We start from the raw sequence: 21,561 nt of genomic DNA, 5'->3' as shown, positions 1-21,561 counted from the left end.
CAGTCGGGAGGACAGGATTCGAACCTGCGACCCCGTGGTCCCAAACCACGTATTCTACCGGGCTGAACTACCTCCCGAAATGTTTGCTACACTGTAGCTATTTTAATTTCAATTAAGAACCTGCGACCCTCCCGCTCTAAAGCGGGATATTCTACCGGGCTGAACTACCTCCCGAAATGTTTGCTACACTGTAGCTATTTTAATTTCAATTAAGAACCTGCGACCCTCCCGCTCTAAAGCGGGATATTCTACCGGGCTGAACTACCTCCCGAAATGTTTGCTACACTGTAGCTATTTTAATTTCAATTAAGAACCTGCGACCCTCCCGCTCTAAAGCGGGATATTCTACCGGGCTGAACTACCTCCCGTTTATCAGTCACCAATGTACGCTAAAGTACCGGTAAACTTCTAAAAAAATCCGCCTTTGCTACCAATCGGCAGATTCGGCGGAAATCTGCGGAGAGGGAGGGATTCGAACCCTCGGTACAAGTTTAAGCTCGTACAACGGTTTAGCAAACCGGCCCTTTCGGCCACTCAGGCACCTCTCCGTTTCTAACGGGACGGCAAAATTAAGAGGAAATTCCCAAATATGAACCAATAAACTGATGAAAATCTTTAGATTATTTGTCCAATCCCCTAAAAGGGCATTTACTCATCTTTTAAAAAACTATTTTGTATAGTGAAAAGCCTCCTAAAGGCACTTATCCCTGATGTTCGTATTTTACCCATTTACCGTCAACGAAACCAAACTATCGTCGTATTATCCTTCTCATAAAGCCTAATGATAAAACAAAGGTATCCTTACTATCTCTGACATACTATTCCGAAAAAATACAACACATGCTGTCAGAGAAATAAGACACCTCTTTCGGGGAAACGGGGGCGAAGCAGGCAACTTCTCTAAGCACAAAAAAATCCTGCCCATTACTGAGCAGGATTCCTTTGTTCTATTCCGGCAAGTATTTTTACGATAGTGTATACTCCCCTCCTCCGTACAATAAAAAATCCCGCTCATTGCTGAACGGGATCCTATAATAAATTTGAAACTTCATGGGTTTACATAGCTGCCAGTTGCACCTTCTGTTGCAACTCCATCACGCTTTCGCGGAATGTACTATCAGTATCCATTAAATCCTTCACCGTTTGGCACGAATGGATAACAGTCGTATGGTCGCGACCTCCAAAGTGCTCACCGATAGTTTTTAATGAATTTTTGGTAAATGCTTTGGCCAGGTACATAGTAATCTGGCGGGCCTGCACGATTTCTCGTTTGCGGGTTTTCTGTAGCAGTTTATCGTAGGGAACATCGAAGTATTCACATACCATTTTTTGTATGGTTTCGATGGTGATTTCCTTACTGCTAGTTTTCACGAAATTACGGAGGACTCTTTTTGCCAAGTCAAGGTCTATTTCCCGCTTGTTAAGCGAAGATTGTGCCAATAATGAAATCAAGGCCCCTTCAAGCTCCCGTACGTTGCTATTAATATTATAAGCAAGGTATTTAACCACCTCTTTGGGCATTTCAAGACCATCATTCTTCATCTTCCTTTCCAGTATCTCGATCCGGGTTTCATAATCCGGTACCTGCAAGTCGGCACTCAACCCCCAGCGGAAACGGCTTAACAACCTTTCCTGAACCCCTTCAAGGTCTTTGGGTGGTTTGTCGGATGTTAAGATCAGCTGTTTGCCACTTTGATGCAGGTGATTGAATATAGCAAAGAAGGCATCCTGCGATTTTTCGGCGCGATTGAAAAATTGAACATCATCAATGATCAATACATCTATCAACTGATAAAAATGTATAAAATCATTAATAGCATTATTACGACTATGGTCCTGAAACTGATTGATGAATTTTTCAGAGCTCACATACAATACCACCTTATTGGGATGCAGACGCTTGGTTTCGTTTCCGATACCCTGCGCAAGATGGGTTTTGCCCAAACCAACACCACCATATATTACAAGTGGATTGAATGAACTGGCGCCGGGCTTCTCGGCAACGGTTTTACCGGCCCTTCGGGCCACACGATTACAATCACCTTCAATAAAATTATCAAACGTATAAATGGGATTGAGCTGCGGATCAATCTGCATTTTTTTCAAACCCGGAATCACGAAAGGATTCTTCACCGGATTATTAATAATGAGGGGAAAATCCATCTCATTACTCGAAAACGTTTTGTAGCCGTGTGTAGGAACATCCATAGTTAGCGGTTTGTTGTTATGATTACCACTATCAACCATTATCCGATATTCTAGTCGGGCGTCCTTACCAAGTACTCTTCTTAATGTTTTTGCCAATAGGTTAACATAATGCTCTTCGAGATATTCATAAAAGAATTGACTCGGAACCTGAATGATAAGTATATTGTCTCTTAGCTCTACGGGTTTAATAGGTTCAAACCAGGTCTTGAAATGTTGCCACTCAACAATATCCTTTATTATTTCCAAACAATTACTCCAAACTTTATCTGACGTTTTAGCCATTATACAAGAAGCAGTTTTATTATGTTGAGTTAAGTAGTGTTTCATGCTTTGCTCACAGTATCACTTTCACAGGACAATGGGGGAACCTCAAAAAGTTTAAAAGGGCGACGAATATCAAAATTTTTTGCTGAAAAAAAAATTTTTTATTCACTAGTTTTTGACATTTCCACAGTCCATGTTAGAAATATTTTTTTTCCATTTTTTATTGTCAAAATAATTCCAATCAATAACAATAATCCGGCAGGTTTAATGCACAGAATTGTTATTATTTTATTTTGTGACCGCTGTTCGACTTATGCAATGAATTGTAAAAAGCAATATGTTCAAAGTTCAATTTTTGTAGAACAAAACAACATGCGTTGATGCCAGGTTCACTACTAATCAGAGCAGGTCTCTTTGTAACAATAAATGCCCGGAAAAAATTTGCGAGCGGGCTTGCCGACCAGGAAGCATTTGGTTTACATCGAACGGATTCTCTTTTGTTGGTTTTGCCGGGAATGCTGATGAAGAAAGAAAACAACGAGGTAGTATCAAATAATTCCTTCTTCATATTATTTATTGGATGCTATTGAAGATACATATTTTTTGAAATGCAGAAAATATAAATCCCTCTTTTTTTTATTTCCTTATCAAAATAAAATTTTGAATTGACAACATTGTATTAATTGAAAAAAAGTTATAGATTATTTTTTTACAGCATTTGCCATAAAATCACCTATACCCGGTTAACAGTTGTAAGTTTTACATTTAGTTATAGGGGCATTCAGGTATTTTTTGCCGGCTGAATTGTTACATTATTAATACGAGTTTGTTCATTACTAAACGCTTATACCACTATCGAGTCCCAAATGATTTAAAATAAAATTTGCCGGTTTTTGCAATTACAAAAAGCTAAATGGTTGCACTTCATTAGCAACCACTTTTGATATTACTCCTTTATTCGGCCGGCAAAAATATATTAACCGGTAAATAAAAACAGCGCACTATATACTACGTTACACTTTTTTGTTCGTGAAACACGTGGAACGTTTTTAACTTACTTATTTACCTGAATAATACAAAAAATTGAGCATTGTCAACCTTAATTGACAAACCGGCAAGCTGTATTATACATTACGTATCTTTGTTACTCAATATTTTTTAGGTTAACTACCTAACATATGCAACAACGAATCACTTTAAAGCTGCTTCCTTCCGAAGCCGCTGCAGAAGCTATAGTTCAACAATACGCAGCGCAACACCTTGCACTTTCTCCATCGGCCATTACCGGATATCATATAATAAAACAATCAATAGATGCAAGGGGAAAACAACCCTGGGTAATGCTAACCATACAGGTTTTTGTCAATGAACCTTTTCATACCCGCGATATCAAACAGCTGCACTTGCAGAATGTTTCAAAAGCTGCCCGGGAGGTAATTATCATAGGAGCCGGACCGGCAGGATTGTTTGCAGCATTGAAATTAATTGAAGCCGGTATTCGACCTATACTGCTCGAAAGAGGGAAAGATGTAAGATCGCGTAGAAGAGATCTTGCTATTTTAAATAAACAGGGCATTGTAAATCCCGAAAGCAATTATTGTTTTGGCGAAGGAGGAGCAGGTACATATAGCGATGGTAAGCTATATACCCGAAGCACCAAACGTGGCGATGTGGAACGTATATTAAATATACTGGCTCAGTTTGGTGCACATGAAAGAATATTGTACGAAGCGCATCCGCATATAGGCACCAATAAACTTCCTGAAATCATCACTGCCATTCGTGAACATATCCTGCTTTGCGGCGGACTATTCTTATTTGAGCAAAAAGTAACCGATCTCATTTTGCAGAACGATACCGTTAAAGGCGTAAAAACGGCCGCTGGTGACTCATTTACAGCCGATGCAGTGATACTGGCTACCGGTCACTCGGCAAGAGATATATTTGAACTGTTACACAATAAAAATATATTGATCGAATGCAAGCCTTTCGCTCTTGGCGTTCGTGTTGAACATCCGCAAAGTATTATCGACAGTATGCAATATCATTGTAGCATGCGCGATGAATATCTTCCTCCTGCATCGTATAGTTTAGTGCAGCAGGTACACGAAAGAGGCGTATTCTCTTTTTGTATGTGTCCCGGTGGCATTATTGCACCGGCCGCAACCAGCCCCGGCGAACTGGTAGTGAACGGATGGTCGCCTTCAAAACGTAATAATCCCTTTGCCAATTCGGGTATTGTAACTTCGGTTGAAGTAAAAGATGTTATAAATTATCAGAAGAAGCATTCTCCTTTGGCAGGCATGTATTTTCAGCAGGCTGTTGAAAAAAAGGCATATGAATATGGCGGCGGTAAATTTGTGGCGCCTGCGCAACGCATGGCCGATTTAACTCAAAAGAAAACATCTTCCTCATTACCCGATTGCTCTTATTTACCAGGTATAACATCAGCTCCTTTGCAGGAAGTATTACCCTCATTTATTTTTTCATCACTGCAACAGGCATTTATTGAATTTGGTAAGAAGATGAAAGGCTATTTTACCAATGAAGCTGTTGTAGTTGCAACAGAATCACGCACCTCATCACCGGTACGTATATCCCGCGATGCCGAAACAACACAACATCCGCAAATAAAAAAATTATTTCCCTGCGGCGAAGGCGCAGGTTATGCCGGTGGCATTGTTAGTGCAGCGATGGATGGTGAACGTGTTGCTCACAACATCATCGGTATTTTGGGTAATGCATTTTGAGATTTCGGGATTTAGAGATTTAGAGATTTGTTTCGGTGATGCCGTATCAGGAAATCTCAAAATCTCTAAATCGCAAAATCAGAAATTTATCAATCGTTGCTTTCTTTTCCCTGCTTTGCAATAAGCAACTTTTTCTCAATTAGTTTATTCTGTTTATAAGCATCCTGCTCCTCCTGCAAACTTTGCTTCTCATCTTTCTTTACAAAAGATTCTATATGCTTATTTAAATCGGGGCAGCCGGCATCTACCCAGCTGGTATACCAGAAGTCGGCTACGAGGTTGGCCGAGCGTATCAATTGCTCATTGATGGTTTTGCCTAACCGGGCACTGTATGCTTTGGCAAATGCCGATGTATAACTTTTGTATTCTTTACCGTTGCGCATTTGCACCCTGTACTTTGTGGTGTCGGCAAATGATTGTGTGGCCGATTTTTCCTGCGCAAACACATCACCCAATAATTTTTGCGATTGTCTTACGGCCGCCCATATAGCTCTTTCAGGATGCTTCAGGTAACGGGCTTTATGATGTGTGCGCAAATCGTATTGCTGAATTTCTATTTCAGGAATGGTTGACTCCCACAAACTATGCAATCCTTTTTGATTGGTTAATTGCCCGTCGTAATTTTCTGTAACATGTAAGGGCACATGTGCATCGCTTATATAATGGCCTAAGTCGGTTGCATAAAAAAGAATGCTGTCTTTATTACCGCTGCGGAAAGCCTCTGTTAACTGGTCTTTCATCGTAACAACATAATAGGGTACGTATCCGCATCTTTGCAAACTGTCTTTACCATATTTCTTAACGGCATCATTCCACTTCAATGGCATCTTCCAGGCGGCAGAATCACCAAACAACTCCAGATCGATAAAATGTTTGGGAGCCTCACTACGGTCTTCATTTCTTCGCTGATCGGGCCGCACTGAGTTTTTTACGATATAATTCATATTACGATGAAAAAAATATTGCATCCCTTCGGGCAATTCATATATAGCCAGTTGATGAATGGTACGGTGTACTAAAAAACCCCAGCTGCTACAAATAATAACCAACAGTGCAACTACCCCCGTTGCAATTATTCTTTTCATAGAGTTTTATTTTGATGCGAAGGTGCGTAAAAAGTCTGAAAGTCTGCAAGTCCGTAAGTCCGAAAGCATCATTCTGCCGTTGGAATTTCTTCCGGACTTTCAATCTTTTCCGACTTTCGGACTATATAACTGTAACAAATCTTTTTTTCTTGCTACTAATTAACAGTTTCGTTACCTTTTAATTAAAAGTCCGGGAAGTCCGGAAGTCAGAAAGTCCGAAAGTATCATCACCCATTGCAAATTCTTTCAGGCTTTCAGACCCGCCGGCAGTCGGGCAGGCTTTTCCGACTTTCGGACTAAAACAATACCATGAACTTACTCGAAGTAAAACATCTGAAAAAATATTATGCTACGCAGAAGGCGGTAGATGATATTGGTTTTTCACTGGCGCCCGGTAGCGTTTTCGGTTTACTGGGCCCGAACGGGGCCGGTAAAACCACCCTTATACGAATGATTACCGGCATTTTATTCCCCGATGACGGCGAGATTATTTTCAACGGTGAAAAATTCAATCCCGAAAAAGACATAGCCTATATAGGTTATATGCCCGAAGAAAGAGGACTTTATAAAAAGATGAAAATAGGCGATCAGGCTATTTACCTGGCGCAATTAAAAGGACTCAGTAAAGCCGAAGCCACCGAACGGGTAAAACGCTGGTTTATAAAATTCGAAATGCAAAGCTGGTGGAACAAAAAAGTCGAAGACCTGAGTAAAGGCATGGGACAAAAATTACAGTTTGTAACTACCGTATTGCACGATCCCAAACTCGTCATTCTCGATGAACCCTTCAGCGGACTCGATCCTGTAAATACCAACCTCATCAAAGATGAAATTTATCAGATGGCGAAAAATGGCAGCAGCATTATTTTCAGCACCCATCGTATGGAACAGGTTGAAGAAATATGCGACCATATCATTCTGGTAAATAAAGGACAAAAAATTCTCGATGGCACCGTGAACGCCGTTAAACAGCAATTCAAAGAAAACATCTTTGCCATCGGTCTCGAAAATGTACCTGCCGAAATCAACGCATCTGCGTTTGAAGTGATCAAAAAACAAAATAACCAGCTCGTAATAAGAATAACCGAAGGGCATAAACCCAACGATGTATTGCATTATTTTTTACAACAGCAGGTGGGCATCAATGCATTTCATGAAATACTGCCTTCGCTGAACGATATATTTATAAAACTGGTGCATGGCACTCCCCTCGCCCGCCAGTTTGAAACCGTAACTGCATAATACGCTTTTGTATGAACAAGATATTACTCATTATACAACGTGAATACCTCGTACGCGTTAAAAAAAGATCTTTTTTATATTCAACTATCCTGGTGCCCATTATCATTATGGGCTTTTATGCGGCCATCATTGCCATTGGCATCAGCGGCAATAACGAAACCAGTAAAATAGCAGTGATAGACCAGACCAACCTGTTTAATGGAAAAATTGAAAATACCAAAGGCGACGCATCGCAATACACCATTATAACCAACCAGGCGCCCGATGCTTTAAAGACAAGTTATAAGAAAATGGGCTACGATTTCTTTTTATACATACCGCCCATGGATGTTACCAAAAATACCGACAGCATTCAGTTGTTCAGCCAGTCGCCGGTTGGATTAAGCCAGAAAAGTAAAATTGAAAGAACGGTAAATAAAGCCATCGAATTAAAACGGCTGCAATCGGTGAACATTACACCTGAGCAATACCGCTCCATTAATTCAGATGTATCTATCGAAAACAAATTAATCAATGGCAAACAGGAAAAGAAAAGCGTTGCCGGTGTTGCCTCGAGTGTTGCTTTTGCCTGTGGCATGCTCATTTATGTTATTCTGCTTATTTATGGCACCATGGTAATGCGCGGTGTAATGGAAGAAAAAATAAACCGTATTGCCGAAGTGGTGGTAAGTTCAGTTAAACCATTTCAGCTGATGATGGGTAAAATCATCGGTATCGGCGCTGTAGGCCTTACACAGTTTGCAATATGGATTGGCCTTATAGTAACCCTGCAATTCGTGTTGCCCCTGATCATTCCCTCGTTCGATCCGCATACGATTCAGCAACAGGCCAGTCAAATGCAGGGCGGCGAAAGCAGCAGCATGATGGCCAATTTGAGTATTGGTCTGCAATCGGTTCAATGGGGTTCTATCCTTTTCTTCTTTATCTTTTATTTTTTGGGAGGATATCTGTTGTATGCTTCGGTATTTGCAGCTATCGGAAGCGTGGTGAGTGAAGACCAGCAGGAGGCGCAGCAAATGGTATTTCCCGTAATGATGCCTATCATTCTGGCCTTTGTTATCATGACCAAAGCCATTTCGGAACCCAATAGTCCGCTCGCTATTTTTGGCAGTTTGTTCCCCCTTACTTCTCCTATAGTAATGATGGGACGCATCATGTTCAATGTTCCGGTAACACAGTTAATTACCTCGATGGTATTACTGGTATTAAGCATTGTATTCTTTGCCTGGTTAACCGGCAAAATTTACCGCACCGGAATATTACTGTATGGCAAAAAAGTAACCTGGAAGGAAATGATCAAATGGGCGTTCAGGAAGAGTTAAAAAGTTCTGTTAATAGTTAATGGTCCTGAGCGGAGTCGAAGGATAACAACTCGTTAACCACCCGTTAACCGATGGGTGAAAACCGGGTTAGCCAGTATGCAAATTGTATTTTTACAATTTATAGCTAACCGGTAATTCATTGATAAATGCCAAAAGGTTTTCAATCCACGCTGAAAGATGTAACGGGTAAATTGCTGAAAGGTGATTTTGCAGGTTTGTTTGGATTTAACCGTAACAAAAGCAATGTTCATCCGGCCGAAGTAGCCAGGGTATTAACGAGTATTCCCTTTGACGCTACCTTTCAGGCATTTCAGTCTTTCCCGGCTAAAAACCAGGAACGCATATTCCCCTATCTCGATAAGCTTACACAAAAAAAGATCATCCGCCAACTGGGGCAGGAAAAGGCGGCCCAGATATTGAACGAACTAAGTTCCGACGACCGCCTGGCTTTTTATTCTTCTTTAAAAGGGATGGAGCTATCTTATTTCATTGAGTTCCTGAATGAAGCTAATAAAGATACCACGCACGACCTGCTGGGCTATCCCGACAATAGTGTTGCAAGATTGATCAATACCGATTTTGCCACTATTGAAAAAGATATGACGATCGCAGAAGCCAATGAACACCTGCGCAAACACCATAAAGATTCAGAAGCAGCCAATGATATTTATGTGGTAGATGAAAACGGAAAACTTATTGACGATATACCCGTGCGCCGGCTGGTGTTGAATGATCCGCAAAAAAAGATAGAAAGCATACTCGATGGCTTTTGCGCCACCTTGCATATTGCCGATACCAAAGAAAAGGCGGTGGCCATGTTTAAGGAGTACGATCGCGTAGTATTGCCGGTAATTAACTCGAATAATATTTTATTGGGCGTGCTTACGGTAGATGATGTGCTGGACGTTGTGGAAGCAAGAGATACCAAGGAAATGCAGCAATTTGGTGGTTTGGAAAGCCTCGATTATCCCTATGTAAAAACCCCGTTCTATTCACTGATTAAAAAAAGAGCCGGCTGGCTGATCATATTGTTTTTAAGCGAAATGCTTACCGCCACTGCCATGGGCTATTTCGATGTGGAAATATCAAAAGCAGTAGTGCTCGCACTTTTTGTACCGCTGATCATTTCAAGTGGTGGCAACAGTGGCTCACAGGCCGCCACCTTAATCATACGCGCCATGGCCGTAAAGGAATTGAGCGTTAAAGACTGGTGGTATGTAATGCGCCGCGAAATATTATCGGGCCTTACCCTCGGGCTCATTCTTGGCACTATCGGTTTTCTGAGAATTTCGATATGGCAAAACTTTCACTGGTTTAACTATGGCGTGCACTGGGCAAAAATAGCCATCACCATTTTCTTTTCATTGATCGGAATAGTAACCTGGGGAACGCTGAGCGGTTCAATGGTGCCGATTGTTTTAAAACGGCTGAAACTTGATCCGGCTACATCTTCAGCTCCCTTTGTAGCTACCCTGGTCGATGTAACAGGGCTTGTTATATACTTCACTATCGCAGCGGTTATTTTGAAGGGAACTTTATTGTAAAAGCGATATAAGCTTAAAGACTTATATTTTATGATTATAAGCGCACGGGCTTATAACGGTCTCCTGTTACCGGATACCAGTTCCCGGTATCTGGTATCTGGTAACTGGTAACTGGCAACCGGCAACGTAACTACAAACCGCTTTTAGCATTATCTTTAATTCTTCAACAATTACACTACATGAGAATTATACTACTGCTCATCAGCTTTAGCATTTGCACTGCTGTATATGCGCAAACAATTATTCAAAAAGATCCGGCCATTGAAAAAATGGTAGCGGAAGTAAATGCCGACAGCCTGAAATCGTATATACTCAAACTGGTTAGCTTCGGCACCCGCAATACCCTTAGCACACAAACCGATCCCAAACGCGGTATTGGTGTAGCCCGGCAATGGGTGCTTTCGAAGTTTAATGATTATGCCAAAACATCGGGCGGCCGCTTAAGCGCTGTTATCGATACCACTACCCTGCCACCCGACGGCAAACGTGTAGATGTAAATCTTTTGTTGGGTAATGTGGTGGCCACCTTAAAAGGTACCGACCCTAACGACGATCGCCTGTTTATCATCAGCGGTCACCTCGATAACATGCGCACCAACGTTATGGACCGCGAAAAAGACGCACCCGGCGCCAACGACGATGCCAGCGGTGTGGCAGCCGTGCTGGAATGCGCCCGCATTATGAGCCGGCAATCATTTCCTGCCACCATTATATTCATAGCCGTAAGCGGAGAAGAGCAGGGACTGCTGGGCGCAACTTTCATGGCAGAAAAATTAAAAAAGGAAAACCGGAATGTTGAAGCCGTGCTGAACAACGATATTATGGGCAGCAACAATACCAGTCAAACCAATATTATCAATAACACAAAGATCAGGGTGTTCAGCGAAGGGTTACCCGCTTATGAGCTGGATAAAAATACAACCAACATTCGTAACCTGGGGCTGGAGAATGATGGCAAAGCCCGCCAGCTGGCGCGTTATGTAAAAGAAACCGGTGAGCGATATGTAGATAATCTTGAAGTTGTGCTCATTTACCGGAACGACCGCTTTTTACGGGGCGGCGACCATACGCCATATGTTCAAAGAGGATATGCGGCCGTACGCATCACCGAGATGAATGAAAATTATTATCATCAGCACCAGGATGTACGGGTTGAAAACGGCATTCAGTATGGCGACTTACCCGAGTTCATGGATTTTGAATACCTGCGTAAGAACACGGCATTAAACCTGTGCAATCTTGCCAACCTGGCCAAATCAACCGGCATGCCGCAGGAAGTACAGATTGAGGTAAAACAATTATCCAACTATACCAATTTAATGTGGAAAGCGCCAAAGTATGGCAAGCCCAAAGGTTATTATTTATTGATGCGCGAAACCAACTGGCCCTTCTGGCAAAAAAAGATCTTTACCACCCAAACCAGCATACAATTGCCCTATTCAAAAGACAATTATTTTTTCGCCGTACAATCGGTTAGCGACGATGGAAATGAAAGCTTGCCGGTAGTTCCTACAGTCAATAGGCAATAGACAATTGACAATAAGCAATAGATCCTGCTAATGTTTATCTTTGCCTATTGCCCATTGCCAATTGCCAATTGTCTTTACATTTCATTGCTATATTAGCCCCCGATAACATCAACCGGCAGGTGCTGGAATGGAAGAACTATATGCTGCAACAGTTTAATTGTAAGGTGGCATTAAAATCGCCTGCGCATATTACGCTGATCCCGCCATTTAACATGCCCGGTACCGAACAACAGACACTTACAGAACTATTGAAACAATTCGCGCAACATCAGCACAGCTTCACTATTCATATAAAAAATTTCGCTGCTTTTAAGCCCCGGGTAATTTATGCAGCTATACAATCCAATTCGCCGTTACAGCAATTGAAAATTGATTTAGAAGAAGAAATACTAAAAGACGGGGGCTTTCGCATCAAAAAAGAAGAACGCCCATTTCATCCGCATATCACCATTGCCAACCGCGATCTGCAAAAAGAAGACTTTCCCAAAGCCTGGCAGCATTTTAATTCCCTGGTGTACGAAACAACTTTCACTGCCGATAATATATCACTGTTGCGGCATAACGAACAAAAGAAATGGGAAGTAGCAGAAAGTTTGCCCCTGTAACCACCATAAAAGTCAGTTTGTGGTTTATGGTTTGTGGTTTGTAGTTGCTGCCGCGATTTAATTCCCTGAAGTAATTACAAGCAGTTCGAATGTTGGTCAGCCAACATACACTCAGCATGTTCGAATCGAAAGAACCACAAACCACAAACCTCAAACCCGAAACCGTTCGTTCATTGGCAAGCGGTAACCACTATAGCTTCTCTCCCCGAATGTTAATTTTCTCAAAACACACCTCCCCATGCAACATTTTACGAAATTTATCGTAGTTTTATACGAAGGATATCGTAAATCATTACCACATAAAATAACAACCATGAAAATGCAAACAGTTACCCGTTGGGCATTGCCCGGCGCCATTGTACTGGGATGTACTTTTGCGCTTGTTGCCTGGACAGGCGGCCCTCATCAAAACCCGGCCATTGCTAACCATCATCAGGATACCATTCCAACCGAAAAAAGAAACAAAATAACCCGTGAAGAACAATTAAACCGCGATCTGGATAAACAACTTAAACAATTAGATGAAGCCCAGGACCAATTGGAAAAACTGAAACAGAAAGACTGGGATAAAATGCAGCGCGATATAGAAGAATCGATTCACAATATTGATATTGAAAAGATACATCAGCAGGCAGCAGACGCTGTACAAAAAATCGACTTTGAAAAAATCAACAGCCAGATACAGGAATCTTTACAAAAAATAAATTTTGAAAAGGTCAGGCTGCAGCTCGATAAGTCGCTCGAAGCAATAAGCAAAATTGATAGGGAAGAAATTAATAAACAACTTGAGCAGGCCGAGAAGCAGGTGAAAGAAGCGCTTGACAAAGAAGATTGGAAAGAAGACCTTAAGAAGGCCCAAATGATAAAAAAGGAAGAGCTGGATAAAGAAATGGCCAATGTTAAAAAAGAGCTGGAAAAGGTAAAGGATGAAATGAAGCAGCAAAAGTTCGACATGAAAAAAGAACTGGATAAAGCAAGAGAAGATATTGATAAAGCAAAAGATGAACTAAAGGGCTACCAGCAAATGATCTATGATATGGAAAAAGACGGTTTGCTGAACACAAAAGAAGATTACTCTATTGAATATAAGGGCGGTGATATATACATCAATGATAAAAAACAACCCACAGAGGTAACCGATAAGTACAAAAAGTATTTTAAGAAAAATAAGATAGCCATAAAAAAACAAAATGGCGAAATGCAAATCCGCCATCATAACAATTCGGATACACATTTAGATTAGTGATTTTCTCATGTAACGCGGGGCTGCTTTCAGCTCCGCTATTTTTTCCAGGATATTAGTAGTTACCGGTTGCCAGTTACCGGTTGCCGGTTGCCGGATACCCGGTAACCGGTAACAAAAAAAAGGCCGCCTCGAATTGAGACAGCCTCTTTATATATTAAATATTTTTATTCGTGCATTCACCCTTCCATCAGGCGCAAAAACGGATGGAAAGCGTCGCTCTCATCTTCGAGCTGTTGCATATTAGAAATATCAAAATTCATTTTTAATGAAACGCCTTCTTTAATAATTATTCCTTCGCGGCGGGTAGTTTTATATCCCTTTTTTTCTAATATGATAATCACCTCGCCTACCGGCATCTGGGGAACTTTAAAGTTACCCGCAGCATCGGTAGTAAATTCCTTTTTTTCCTGACCTTTCGGTGTGGAAATAGAAACGGTTACGCCCTGAACCGGCTTTTTTGTAGCGGCATCCGCAACATTGCCTTGTAATGCAGGATCCGATGATTTACGATTACCGTTTTCACCATTAGCTTTGGCTAACAAAGAAAGAGGCAATAACGCTGCAATCAACAGGTATTTTTTTATACCTCTCATAAAAATTAGTGTTTAAAAGGTTGGCAATACCAAACATGAGCTGCCATTATTTTCAACAGGGACAATCGTAAAGACACGCAGTTCATACAGAATGTTGCATTCCTCACCTGAAGGTAAACAAAATATAAAGAATTTACCCTGCTAAAGCTGCTAATTAATAAGGAAAAGTTACTCACGATTCGCCCAGGTCGATCTCGGTATTATCACCGATATTCAAACTACGGCTTTCGCCTTTCACTTCTGTATCGCTTCCAATGAGTGAATTGGTTAGAACAATATCGTAGAGGTCTGCAAATGAGCCAATAATAGAATCTTTAATTATTGAATAACTGATGGTGGTTTTTTCACCGATGGTAACATTCGGCCCAACGATAGAATTTTTTATATCGCATCCCTCGGCTACACTAACGGGGGGAATGATGATCGTATTTTCAAAATTGTGATCGGGCGAAATAATACCGCCAAATTTCTTTAGCAGGGTTGCGTTCGATTCAAGTAACGTATCTTTTTTACCGCAATCGAACCAGTTTTGCACTTTATAGGGCTGAAACCTGGCGCCATGCTGTATCATGCATTCCAGTGCATCGGTAATGCTAAACTCGCCACGGACCATTACCTGGTTGCGTATGTTGCTTTCGAGACAATTAAATAAAAAAGAAGTTTCTTTAATACGATAAATGCCCACCAGGGCCATATTCGATTTGGGGATCTGAGGCTTTTCAACCACGCGGTTAATAAATCCGTCTTCCGCGATTTCCACTACACCAAAATCGCGCGGATCGTCAACACGTTTTACGCCCAGTGCCGAGCAGGGCATATCGAGTATCTCCTTTATATCATATTCGCAAATGGTATCGCCCAGCACGATGAACATTTCATCTTCGCCCACAATGTCTTTGGTAAGTTGAATAGCATGGCCAATACCATGGCGCTCGCTTTGGGTTACGAACCATGCTTTAAGGTCGGGATATTTTTCCTTTACATAATCCTGTATCTTATCGCCCAGGTATCCTACAATAAAAACAAATTCATTAATACCTCCATCGCGTAACTGGTCAACAATGATACTAAGTATGGTTCTACCTGCCAGGGGTATAAGTGCCTTTGGTTGCGTGTACGTATGCGGTCGCAACTTTGTGCCTGCACCCGCTACGGGAATAATTGCTTTCATTTGAAAAATATTTGTTTTTCATCCTTCTGCGCCTTTTGTGCAGAAACATCCATGGCTGCCGCAGTTCTTATGTTGTGCAATTCCTCTATCCCTATGTGTCTTTTACATATTACTGCTGTTGTTCAACCAGGTTATTTCCTGAAAAACAATCCGTTTGTGTTTTTTCAAAGCCGTGAAAATAGTGAAAAATATTGTACCAATGTTTGTTAGTAAAAAAGTCGGAAAGACCGGAAGCCGGGAATCAGAAGTCGGAAGTCAGAAGTCGGAAGTCGGAAAGCCCCTCTGAGCGCATCTTTTCCTCCATTTTTCCAACATCAGACATCAGACTTCAGACATCAGACTTCAGACTTCTGCCTTATATTTGCGCCATGCAAAAAGATACGCTTGTTTTTGACCTTCTTAAAAAAGAACTGGAACGTCAACGAAATGGTATAGAACTCATTGCTTCTGAAAACTTTACTTCATATCAGGTAATGCAGTCCATGGGCAGCGTGCCTACCAACAAATATGCCGAAGGATACCCCGGTAAACGGTATTATGGTGGTTGTGAAGTAGTAGATGAGATCGAAACCCTTGCCATCGACCGGTTAAAAAAGATATTCAATGCCAGCTGGGCCAACGTGCAACCGCATGCAGGCGCACAGGCCAATGTAGCTGTATTTCTGGCCTGCTTAAAGCCGGGCGATAAAATACTGGGCCTCGACCTGAGCATGGGTGGTCACCTTACTCACGGCAGCCCTGCTAATTTCAGCGGTAAAAACTACCAGGCATTATTTTATGGCGTACATAAAGAAACAGGCCTGGTTGATTACGACCAGCTTGAGGCTACTGCCAAAAAAGAAAAACCCAAAATGATCATTTGCGGTGCATCGGCCTATAGCCGCGACTGGGATTATAAACGTATTCGTGCAGTGGCCGATGAAATCGGCGCCCTGGTGATGGCAGATATTGCCCACCCCGCCGGCTTAATTGCAAAAGGCTTACTAAATGATCCTTTTGATCATTGTCATATTGTAACTTCTACCACACATAAAACATTGCGCGGTCCCCGTGGCGGCATTATCATGATGCGCCATGATTTCGATAACCCCATGGGTATTAAAGATCCCAAAGGAAATATCAGGCCAATGAGCGCGCTGCTCGACCTGGCTGTTTTCCCTGGTATGCAGGGTGGACCGCTGGAGCATGTTATTGCAGCAAAAGCTGTGGCCTTTGGCGAAATACTCACCGACGAGTTTAAAACTTATGGCGAGCAGATTATTAAAAATGCGCAGGCCATGGCAGCCGCTTTTGTAAAACGCGGTTATAACCTCATCAGCAATGGAACCGATAACCATTTAATGCTGATCGATCTGCGCAATAAAAACCTTACCGGTAAAAAAGCACAGGAAACACTCGATAAGGCGCACATTACACTGAATAAAAATGCCGTGCCTTTTGATGATAAAAGTCCTTTTGTAACCAGCGGTATACGTGTAGGTGTTCCTGCCGTTACTACCCGTGGTATGAATGAAAACCATATGGAAACGGTGGTGAGCTTTATTGATAAAGTATTAATGGATACCGACAATGATGCAACCATCGCTGGTGTAAAAAATGATGTGTCGGCATTTATGAAACAGTTTCCGCTTTACCCCGAATTAGGATAGTGAATGGTGAATGGTCAATGGTGAATGTACTGCAACATTTTGCGATTCACTATTGATGAAAATAATCTACAGATGATTCAACGTATTCAATCAGTTTGGTTATTGCTGGCTGCTGCAGCAGCATTTGCCAGTTTGCAGTTTCCGTTTTATAATGGTCTTATCGAGGCCGGAAAGCCCCTGTTATATGTAACCGCACAAAGTAATTTGCTGTTGCTTATATTATCTGCAGGCGTAGGTTTGGCATCGCTGATAGCTATCTTTTTATATAAGAACCGAAAACTGCAATCACGCATTGCATTGATTGCACTGCTGGTATCAATCATTAACCTGGTGCTGTTCTTTATGCAAACGCAAAAGTTCTTACCAGGTCAGGGCAACTACAATCTGACCGCCATTTTTGCCATCGTTGTTCCCATATTTTTAATATTGGCTATGCGTGGCATCAGAAAAGATGAAAAACTGGTAAAGAGCCTCGACAGACTGAGATGATATTCGTGAATGGTGAATGGTCAATGGTCAATAAATTCCCGGCCATTCCATTCACCATTTGCAATTTATATACATTTCATTTACTATCGCCTGGTCACTATTCACCATTGACCATTCACCATTGACCACCATTACTTTCCGATTTCCAGCTCATAGGCAACATATTTCTTCCTATCCTTCAGGTCAACAGTGATCACTTTTACGCGAATGGTTTGCTGCCCATTGCTGTACAGGGTATGTTTGGCTTCTTTAAAATCGTATTGGGCGGTTGAATGGTAATTATTTTCCATCAGCCATGAAGCGATTTGCTGGTATTCTTCTTTATTATAGGTACGATAGGTGATCAGCCGGCTTTTGAGGTTTCTAACAGATGCGTCCATATAGTTTAATGAGCGTACGACTGCCTGGCCATCCTCCTGTTTATCGAACCACGAATACTGGTACAGGGCGCTGGTTGAGTCGATATCTTTTTTCATCAGCAGGTACCCGTCTTTTTTCAGGGTGGTATCTATTTGTTTAGCGTTCCAGTCGAGCATATTTATTAATTGTGGAACAGACATTTGCTGCGAAAATGCACCAACAGATGTGATTATCAACAAACAAAAAATTACGATTTTATTCATGTAAACTGCTATAATAACTGCAAAGTAATAATAGCAAATGCTTTTATTGTGTTAAAAGGCGTGGCGTGAAGCGAATTTTCGGGTGAACGTATTAGTAATTTTTGTAAAGCATTCAATATCACAATTTTAATGTTGTAAATGATTTTGAAATTTAACTATTTTTATTACCTTCGACTTCGCATCCCATCCCCGTAGAAAAAAGTATAACGATACCCGTTAAACCCCAGTGGTTTGTATTTCCGTCGTAGAATGTTTCCAATATCTGTTAGAATTTCCTACCTGTTGCATAATTCCCTTTTCAGAACAATTTGTTTTTGATCCATATCCTGTTTGAATTCCCACCCGGATTTAGGTTTTGATATCTCCCGTATTTATTCCATTACCTGTTTAAAAACCAGGCGATCATTTATCGTTGGTCGCTGACCGTTATTCGCATGCTCTTTAGCAGGCGACATGGAATTGTTTTCTATTTTCTGAACCTAATAAATGTATGTATGAAAAAGTTTTACCTCTTAATTGTGGCGTTCGTGTGTTTAACTATTACTTCAATGGCCCAATGTCCAAACGGGGGCACATCCCGTGCGGTAAAAGCAAGATTTCCGAGTGGTGGCGGATGCTTTATATTAATTACAGGCGCATGGCCTAATTCCGCGATGGTTTTTCTGAATGCATCGCTCGATACCATCCCTTCGAACGGTGTAACAATTGATTCCACCGGTTCAAAAGTATTTAGCTTTGATTGTAATACGCAAATCAGCTATATAATTACCAGTAACGGATCGGGTAGTTTTTGCAAGGCAGATGTTACTGATCTTTCTCAAGCCTCCCTGCCTGTTAAGTTAACCTCGTTCAGCGGCCGTTTACAAAGTAGCAATACCGTAGTGCTGGATTGGAGTTCTGCGCTTGAGCTGGAGAGTTCTCAATACGAAGTGGAAAGAAGCGTTGACGGTAGAAATTATTCGAAAGTAGGAACACTTAATGCCGCCGGTAATTCACTAACCACCTTAAAATATTCGTATATGGATAAGTTGCCAACTGCCGGCGCTTATTTTTACCGGTTGAAGCAGATTGACATTGATGGTTTCGTTGAGTATTCGAAAGTAATATATGTAAATGGTAAAGCAGGAGCTGGTACAATATCTAAAATATTCCCCAATCCGTTTACCAGCGAAATACAATTAATCGGAGCCACTTCATCTGACCTTGCTCCCGGCAATGTAAAAGTATTTACCTTATCAGGTCAACTGGTGAACCATCGCCTCACAGGCGCTAATGCCATCAGCATCGATGCAAGTGCACCCAAAGGAGTATATATCCTTCAGGTGAAAGAGCAACGTTTTAAGCTGATTAAGAATTAAAATTCGAGACCGTTTTCTGTTACTATAAAGTAGCGCTATTCCATGAAAAAATCCCGCTGAAACAGCGGGATTTTTTGATTTTATACCCATTCATCTCGAAAAAGGTTACTGGTTCCTATTGATGCCGCTTAATTAACGGCTTCGAATAGTACAATAAATGATGAAATTGAATTTCCGGCCGAATCGTCACTGAGGGTTGCCGTTACATCCAGTGTTTGATTCGCAGTTAAATTAACGGTAGTAGCGCCTGTGCCATTATCTAATCTGGTTATAAAATCGTCATCGCTATAAATCATACCCATGGTGAATATAGTGCCCGATGCGCCGGTTGACCGGCAGGTAAACTCTGCCCGCAATTCATAAGGTATATTGTTCTTATCAGAACCCAGAAATATTCCTGAAGACTGCGCGATAACGGTTGACCCCAACTTTATTTTAAAATTTATATTCGCCGGATTAGAAGCATCTGTTGAATACACACCCCGTATCACAATTTTAAAAGATTTACCTGGCACCCAGGCTGAGGCGGGAATGGTAAGGCTTCCGGTTCCTGAGGATATGAGGGTTGCTTCAACGTCTGTACCTGTAATGGTAGCTGTAGCGGTTTGGGCGAAAGATTGCTTGCTAACTATGGAACTGACCGGAATTTTCTTTACTTTATTGGTATTTCTGTAAGTAGGATTTACATCCATCCATTGAATAGTTGTTGAAGGTATAACAGCAAGCAAAGTATCAGCACTTGACACACTTCCTAACTCACTTAAAATTAAACTATCTGCAGGATATAAATTTACAGAAGTCGTGGTAACACTTACTCTTGAAGAGCGATTATTAGCTTGATGCATTAGGTCAGCAGCTGTTATATCTGTAGCAATAATTCCATCTATATTTAACATATGATTTCTATAACTAATCTCGGATGTCCTGCCAAGTACCCGAAATTCATTGGCAATAGAATCTAATGTATTTGCAACGTTTTTAGTTCTAACACCAAACCATATTGGTTGTACTGAAGTATTTGCCTGATGTTGAAAGACAACAGTCTGATTTAAACCTGAAACCATTGCAGAACCACTTACAGAAAAAAGATTAATATTATTAATGTTAAACCAATGCTGGTTCCAGTTATGAACTAAATCAGCAGTTGGGCTTAATGATGTATTTGCAATATTCTGACTAATGCCTGAAACAGGAGCTTTGCCCAATTTAAATTTTCTATGTATCAAATCAGTACTTGAGAAAATTGGCACAAGCACACTATCTGAACTTGAAACACTTGCAAGCTTACTTACTATAATACTATCAAATCCGGCTAATTCAACATATCCTGGAGCAACTTTTACATTACTTAATCTTGCAATCAATAAATCTGAGGCACTCATCAAGGCATTTACGCCATTACCTCCCGAAACACCTGAAGCAAAACCTGCCATTTTATAATCAGCATCTGTTCTTAAATTCATAACGCCGGTTATAAATTGTAAACTATTTATAATTGAATCCGAAGTATTGGCATTATTTCTTATTATACCTCTTATATCAAAAGGTTGCGAAAGATTTGTTGGCCTTGCTGCTATTGTAACTTTCTGTTGAATACCCGAACCAATACCACTACTTACGAGGTTTAAAAAACCTATACTGTCAATAGCTAACTGTTTTCCTTCCCATTCGTGTTGATAATTACCATTAGCCGTAAGTGGTGCCGTTGCCAGATTTTTTGGAGTTCCGCCAATCACCAATGTATCTGCTCCCATTATAAATGTTGAGTCGTTCAGCTTCACCATCTTTCTGAATTCGGTACGCCCGTTGCCTTTATTATACAGAAACCCTTTTACATTTTTGGTGCTGTTCTCGAGATTTAGCTCAGCAGTACACGAATCGTT

General features: G+C 41.2%; 16 protein-coding genes and 2 tRNA genes. 10 read left to right on the top strand and 8 right to left on the bottom strand.

Features of this window, described 5'->3' with window-relative positions; translation table 11 throughout:
• Nucleotides 1-3: 3 nt before the first annotated feature.
• From AC59IL_RS20450 to dnaA, 3 genes are all read right to left on the bottom strand, one after another.
• Nucleotides 4-77 (bottom strand) — tRNA-Pro (locus AC59IL_RS20450).
• Between the two features lie 380 nt (nucleotides 78-457).
• Nucleotides 458-548: transfer RNA gene (locus tag AC59IL_RS20445), tRNA-Ser, on the bottom strand.
• Between the two features lie 508 nt (nucleotides 549-1,056).
• Nucleotides 1,057-2,490, bottom strand: a complete 1,434-nt coding sequence (gene dnaA, locus AC59IL_RS20440; RefSeq protein ID WP_496554048.1) for a chromosomal replication initiator protein DnaA — start codon at nucleotides 2,488-2,490, stop codon at nucleotides 1,057-1,059.
• A 1,160-nt stretch (nucleotides 2,491-3,650) separates the two neighbouring features.
• Here dnaA and AC59IL_RS20435 point away from each other — a divergent pair.
• Nucleotides 3,651-5,222 (top strand): NAD(P)/FAD-dependent oxidoreductase, encoded by a 1,572-nt coding sequence (locus AC59IL_RS20435; protein WP_496554047.1) that lies wholly within the window; start codon nucleotides 3,651-3,653, stop codon nucleotides 5,220-5,222.
• An 89-nt stretch (nucleotides 5,223-5,311) separates the two neighbouring features.
• Here AC59IL_RS20435 and AC59IL_RS20430 read toward each other — a convergent pair whose 3' ends face one another.
• Nucleotides 5,312-6,307 (bottom strand): zinc dependent phospholipase C family protein, encoded by a 996-nt coding sequence (locus tag AC59IL_RS20430; RefSeq protein WP_496554046.1) that lies wholly within the window; start codon nucleotides 6,305-6,307, stop codon nucleotides 5,312-5,314.
• 309 nt (nucleotides 6,308-6,616) lie between these two features.
• Here AC59IL_RS20430 and AC59IL_RS20425 point away from each other — a divergent pair, with 309 nt between their 5' ends.
• From AC59IL_RS20425 to AC59IL_RS20400, 6 genes are all read left to right on the top strand, one after another.
• The gene (locus AC59IL_RS20425; RefSeq protein ID WP_496554045.1) at nucleotides 6,617-7,549 is read left to right on the top strand and encodes an ABC transporter ATP-binding protein; all 933 of its coding nucleotides are present in this window, start codon (nucleotides 6,617-6,619) and stop codon (nucleotides 7,547-7,549) included.
• Between the two features lie 11 nt (nucleotides 7,550-7,560).
• Entirely contained in the window at nucleotides 7,561-8,871 is a 1,311-nt protein-coding gene (locus AC59IL_RS20420; protein ID WP_496554044.1) for an ABC transporter permease, read from the top strand.
• 146 nt (nucleotides 8,872-9,017) lie between these two features.
• A complete protein-coding gene (mgtE, locus tag AC59IL_RS20415; protein ID WP_496554043.1) occupies nucleotides 9,018-10,415 on the top strand; it encodes a magnesium transporter in 1,398 nt (465 codons plus the stop codon).
• Nucleotides 10,416-10,594: 179 nt separating this feature from the next.
• Nucleotides 10,595-11,944: a M20/M25/M40 family metallo-hydrolase gene (locus tag AC59IL_RS20410; protein ID WP_496554042.1), complete on the top strand. Its 1,350-nt coding sequence runs from the start codon at nucleotides 10,595-10,597 to the stop codon at nucleotides 11,942-11,944.
• A 68-nt stretch (nucleotides 11,945-12,012) separates the two neighbouring features.
• On the top strand, nucleotides 12,013-12,549 hold the full coding sequence (gene thpR / locus AC59IL_RS20405) for an RNA 2',3'-cyclic phosphodiesterase (RefSeq protein ID WP_496554041.1): 537 nt from the start codon (nucleotides 12,013-12,015) through the stop codon (nucleotides 12,547-12,549).
• A gap of 238 nt (nucleotides 12,550-12,787) precedes the next feature.
• Nucleotides 12,788-13,792, top strand: coding sequence for a hypothetical protein (locus AC59IL_RS20400; protein ID WP_496554040.1), 1,005 nt, complete (start codon nucleotides 12,788-12,790; stop codon nucleotides 13,790-13,792).
• A 179-nt stretch (nucleotides 13,793-13,971) separates the two neighbouring features.
• Here AC59IL_RS20400 and AC59IL_RS20395 read toward each other — a convergent pair whose 3' ends face one another.
• Nucleotides 13,972-14,388 carry a carboxypeptidase-like regulatory domain-containing protein gene (locus AC59IL_RS20395; protein WP_496554039.1) on the bottom strand — a complete coding sequence of 139 codons (417 nt, stop codon included), beginning with the start codon at nucleotides 14,386-14,388 and terminating at the stop codon, nucleotides 13,972-13,974.
• 172 nt (nucleotides 14,389-14,560) lie between these two features.
• The gene (locus tag AC59IL_RS20390; RefSeq protein ID WP_496554038.1) at nucleotides 14,561-15,559 is read right to left on the bottom strand and encodes a sugar phosphate nucleotidyltransferase; all 999 of its coding nucleotides are present in this window, start codon (nucleotides 15,557-15,559) and stop codon (nucleotides 14,561-14,563) included.
• Between the two features lie 368 nt (nucleotides 15,560-15,927).
• On the opposite strand from AC59IL_RS20390, the gene glyA reads away from it, so the two are divergent.
• Both glyA and AC59IL_RS20380 read left to right on the top strand, forming a co-directional pair.
• Nucleotides 15,928-17,208 carry a serine hydroxymethyltransferase gene (gene glyA / locus AC59IL_RS20385; protein ID WP_496554037.1) on the top strand — a complete coding sequence of 427 codons (1,281 nt, stop codon included), beginning with the start codon at nucleotides 15,928-15,930 and terminating at the stop codon, nucleotides 17,206-17,208.
• Nucleotides 17,209-17,280: 72 nt separating this feature from the next.
• Nucleotides 17,281-17,697, top strand: a complete 417-nt coding sequence (locus tag AC59IL_RS20380) for a DUF4293 domain-containing protein (protein WP_496554036.1) — start codon at nucleotides 17,281-17,283, stop codon at nucleotides 17,695-17,697.
• Between the two features lie 131 nt (nucleotides 17,698-17,828).
• Here the strand turns inward: AC59IL_RS20380 and AC59IL_RS20375 are convergent, their stop codons facing one another.
• On the bottom strand, nucleotides 17,829-18,320 hold the full coding sequence (locus AC59IL_RS20375) for a hypothetical protein (protein ID WP_496554035.1): 492 nt from the start codon (nucleotides 18,318-18,320) through the stop codon (nucleotides 17,829-17,831).
• A 494-nt stretch (nucleotides 18,321-18,814) separates the two neighbouring features.
• Between AC59IL_RS20375 and AC59IL_RS20370 the strand changes: the two genes are divergently transcribed.
• Entirely contained in the window at nucleotides 18,815-19,678 is an 864-nt protein-coding gene (locus AC59IL_RS20370) for a T9SS type A sorting domain-containing protein (RefSeq protein ID WP_496554034.1), read from the top strand.
• A 128-nt stretch (nucleotides 19,679-19,806) separates the two neighbouring features.
• Here the strand turns inward: AC59IL_RS20370 and AC59IL_RS20365 are convergent, their stop codons facing one another.
• Nucleotides 19,807-21,432: a hypothetical protein gene (locus tag AC59IL_RS20365; protein WP_496554033.1), complete on the bottom strand. Its 1,626-nt coding sequence runs from the start codon at nucleotides 21,430-21,432 to the stop codon at nucleotides 19,807-19,809.
• Between the last annotated feature and the right edge of the window lie 129 nt (nucleotides 21,433-21,561).

It is taken from the genome of Niastella sp. sgz303648 (genome assembly GCF_059587045.1).
The sequence above is the reverse complement of the archived record's forward strand: the minus strand, read 5'-3'. Positions and strand labels throughout refer to the sequence as shown.

What these genes read in the sequence shown, in the direction of transcription:
- mgtE (WP_496554043.1), top strand. Translation starts at nt 9,018, where the DNA reads ATGCCAAAAGGTTTTCAATCCACGCTGAAAGATGTAACGGGTAAATTG.
- AC59IL_RS20365 (WP_496554033.1), bottom strand. Translation starts at nt 21,432, where the DNA reads ATGGGAGCAGATACATTGGTGATTGGCGGAACTCCAAAAAATCTGGCA.
- AC59IL_RS20410 (WP_496554042.1), top strand. Translation starts at nt 10,595, where the DNA reads ATGAGAATTATACTACTGCTCATCAGCTTTAGCATTTGCACTGCTGTA.
- AC59IL_RS20420 (WP_496554044.1), top strand. Translation starts at nt 7,561, where the DNA reads ATGAACAAGATATTACTCATTATACAACGTGAATACCTCGTACGCGTT.
- AC59IL_RS20375 (WP_496554035.1), bottom strand. Translation starts at nt 18,320, where the DNA reads ATGAATAAAATCGTAATTTTTTGTTTGTTGATAATCACATCTGTTGGT.
- AC59IL_RS20425 (WP_496554045.1), top strand. Translation starts at nt 6,617, where the DNA reads ATGAACTTACTCGAAGTAAAACATCTGAAAAAATATTATGCTACGCAG.
- dnaA (WP_496554048.1), bottom strand. Translation starts at nt 2,490, where the DNA reads ATGGCTAAAACGTCAGATAAAGTTTGGAGTAATTGTTTGGAAATAATA.
- glyA (WP_496554037.1), top strand. Translation starts at nt 15,928, where the DNA reads ATGCAAAAAGATACGCTTGTTTTTGACCTTCTTAAAAAAGAACTGGAA.
- AC59IL_RS20435 (WP_496554047.1), top strand. Translation starts at nt 3,651, where the DNA reads ATGCAACAACGAATCACTTTAAAGCTGCTTCCTTCCGAAGCCGCTGCA.
- AC59IL_RS20395 (WP_496554039.1), bottom strand. Translation starts at nt 14,388, where the DNA reads ATGAGAGGTATAAAAAAATACCTGTTGATTGCAGCGTTATTGCCTCTT.
- AC59IL_RS20400 (WP_496554040.1), top strand. Translation starts at nt 12,788, where the DNA reads ATGCAACATTTTACGAAATTTATCGTAGTTTTATACGAAGGATATCGT.
- AC59IL_RS20390 (WP_496554038.1), bottom strand. Translation starts at nt 15,559, where the DNA reads ATGAAAGCAATTATTCCCGTAGCGGGTGCAGGCACAAAGTTGCGACCG.
- AC59IL_RS20370 (WP_496554034.1), top strand. Translation starts at nt 18,815, where the DNA reads ATGAAAAAGTTTTACCTCTTAATTGTGGCGTTCGTGTGTTTAACTATT.
- AC59IL_RS20430 (WP_496554046.1), bottom strand. Translation starts at nt 6,307, where the DNA reads ATGAAAAGAATAATTGCAACGGGGGTAGTTGCACTGTTGGTTATTATT.
- AC59IL_RS20380 (WP_496554036.1), top strand. Translation starts at nt 17,281, where the DNA reads ATGATTCAACGTATTCAATCAGTTTGGTTATTGCTGGCTGCTGCAGCA.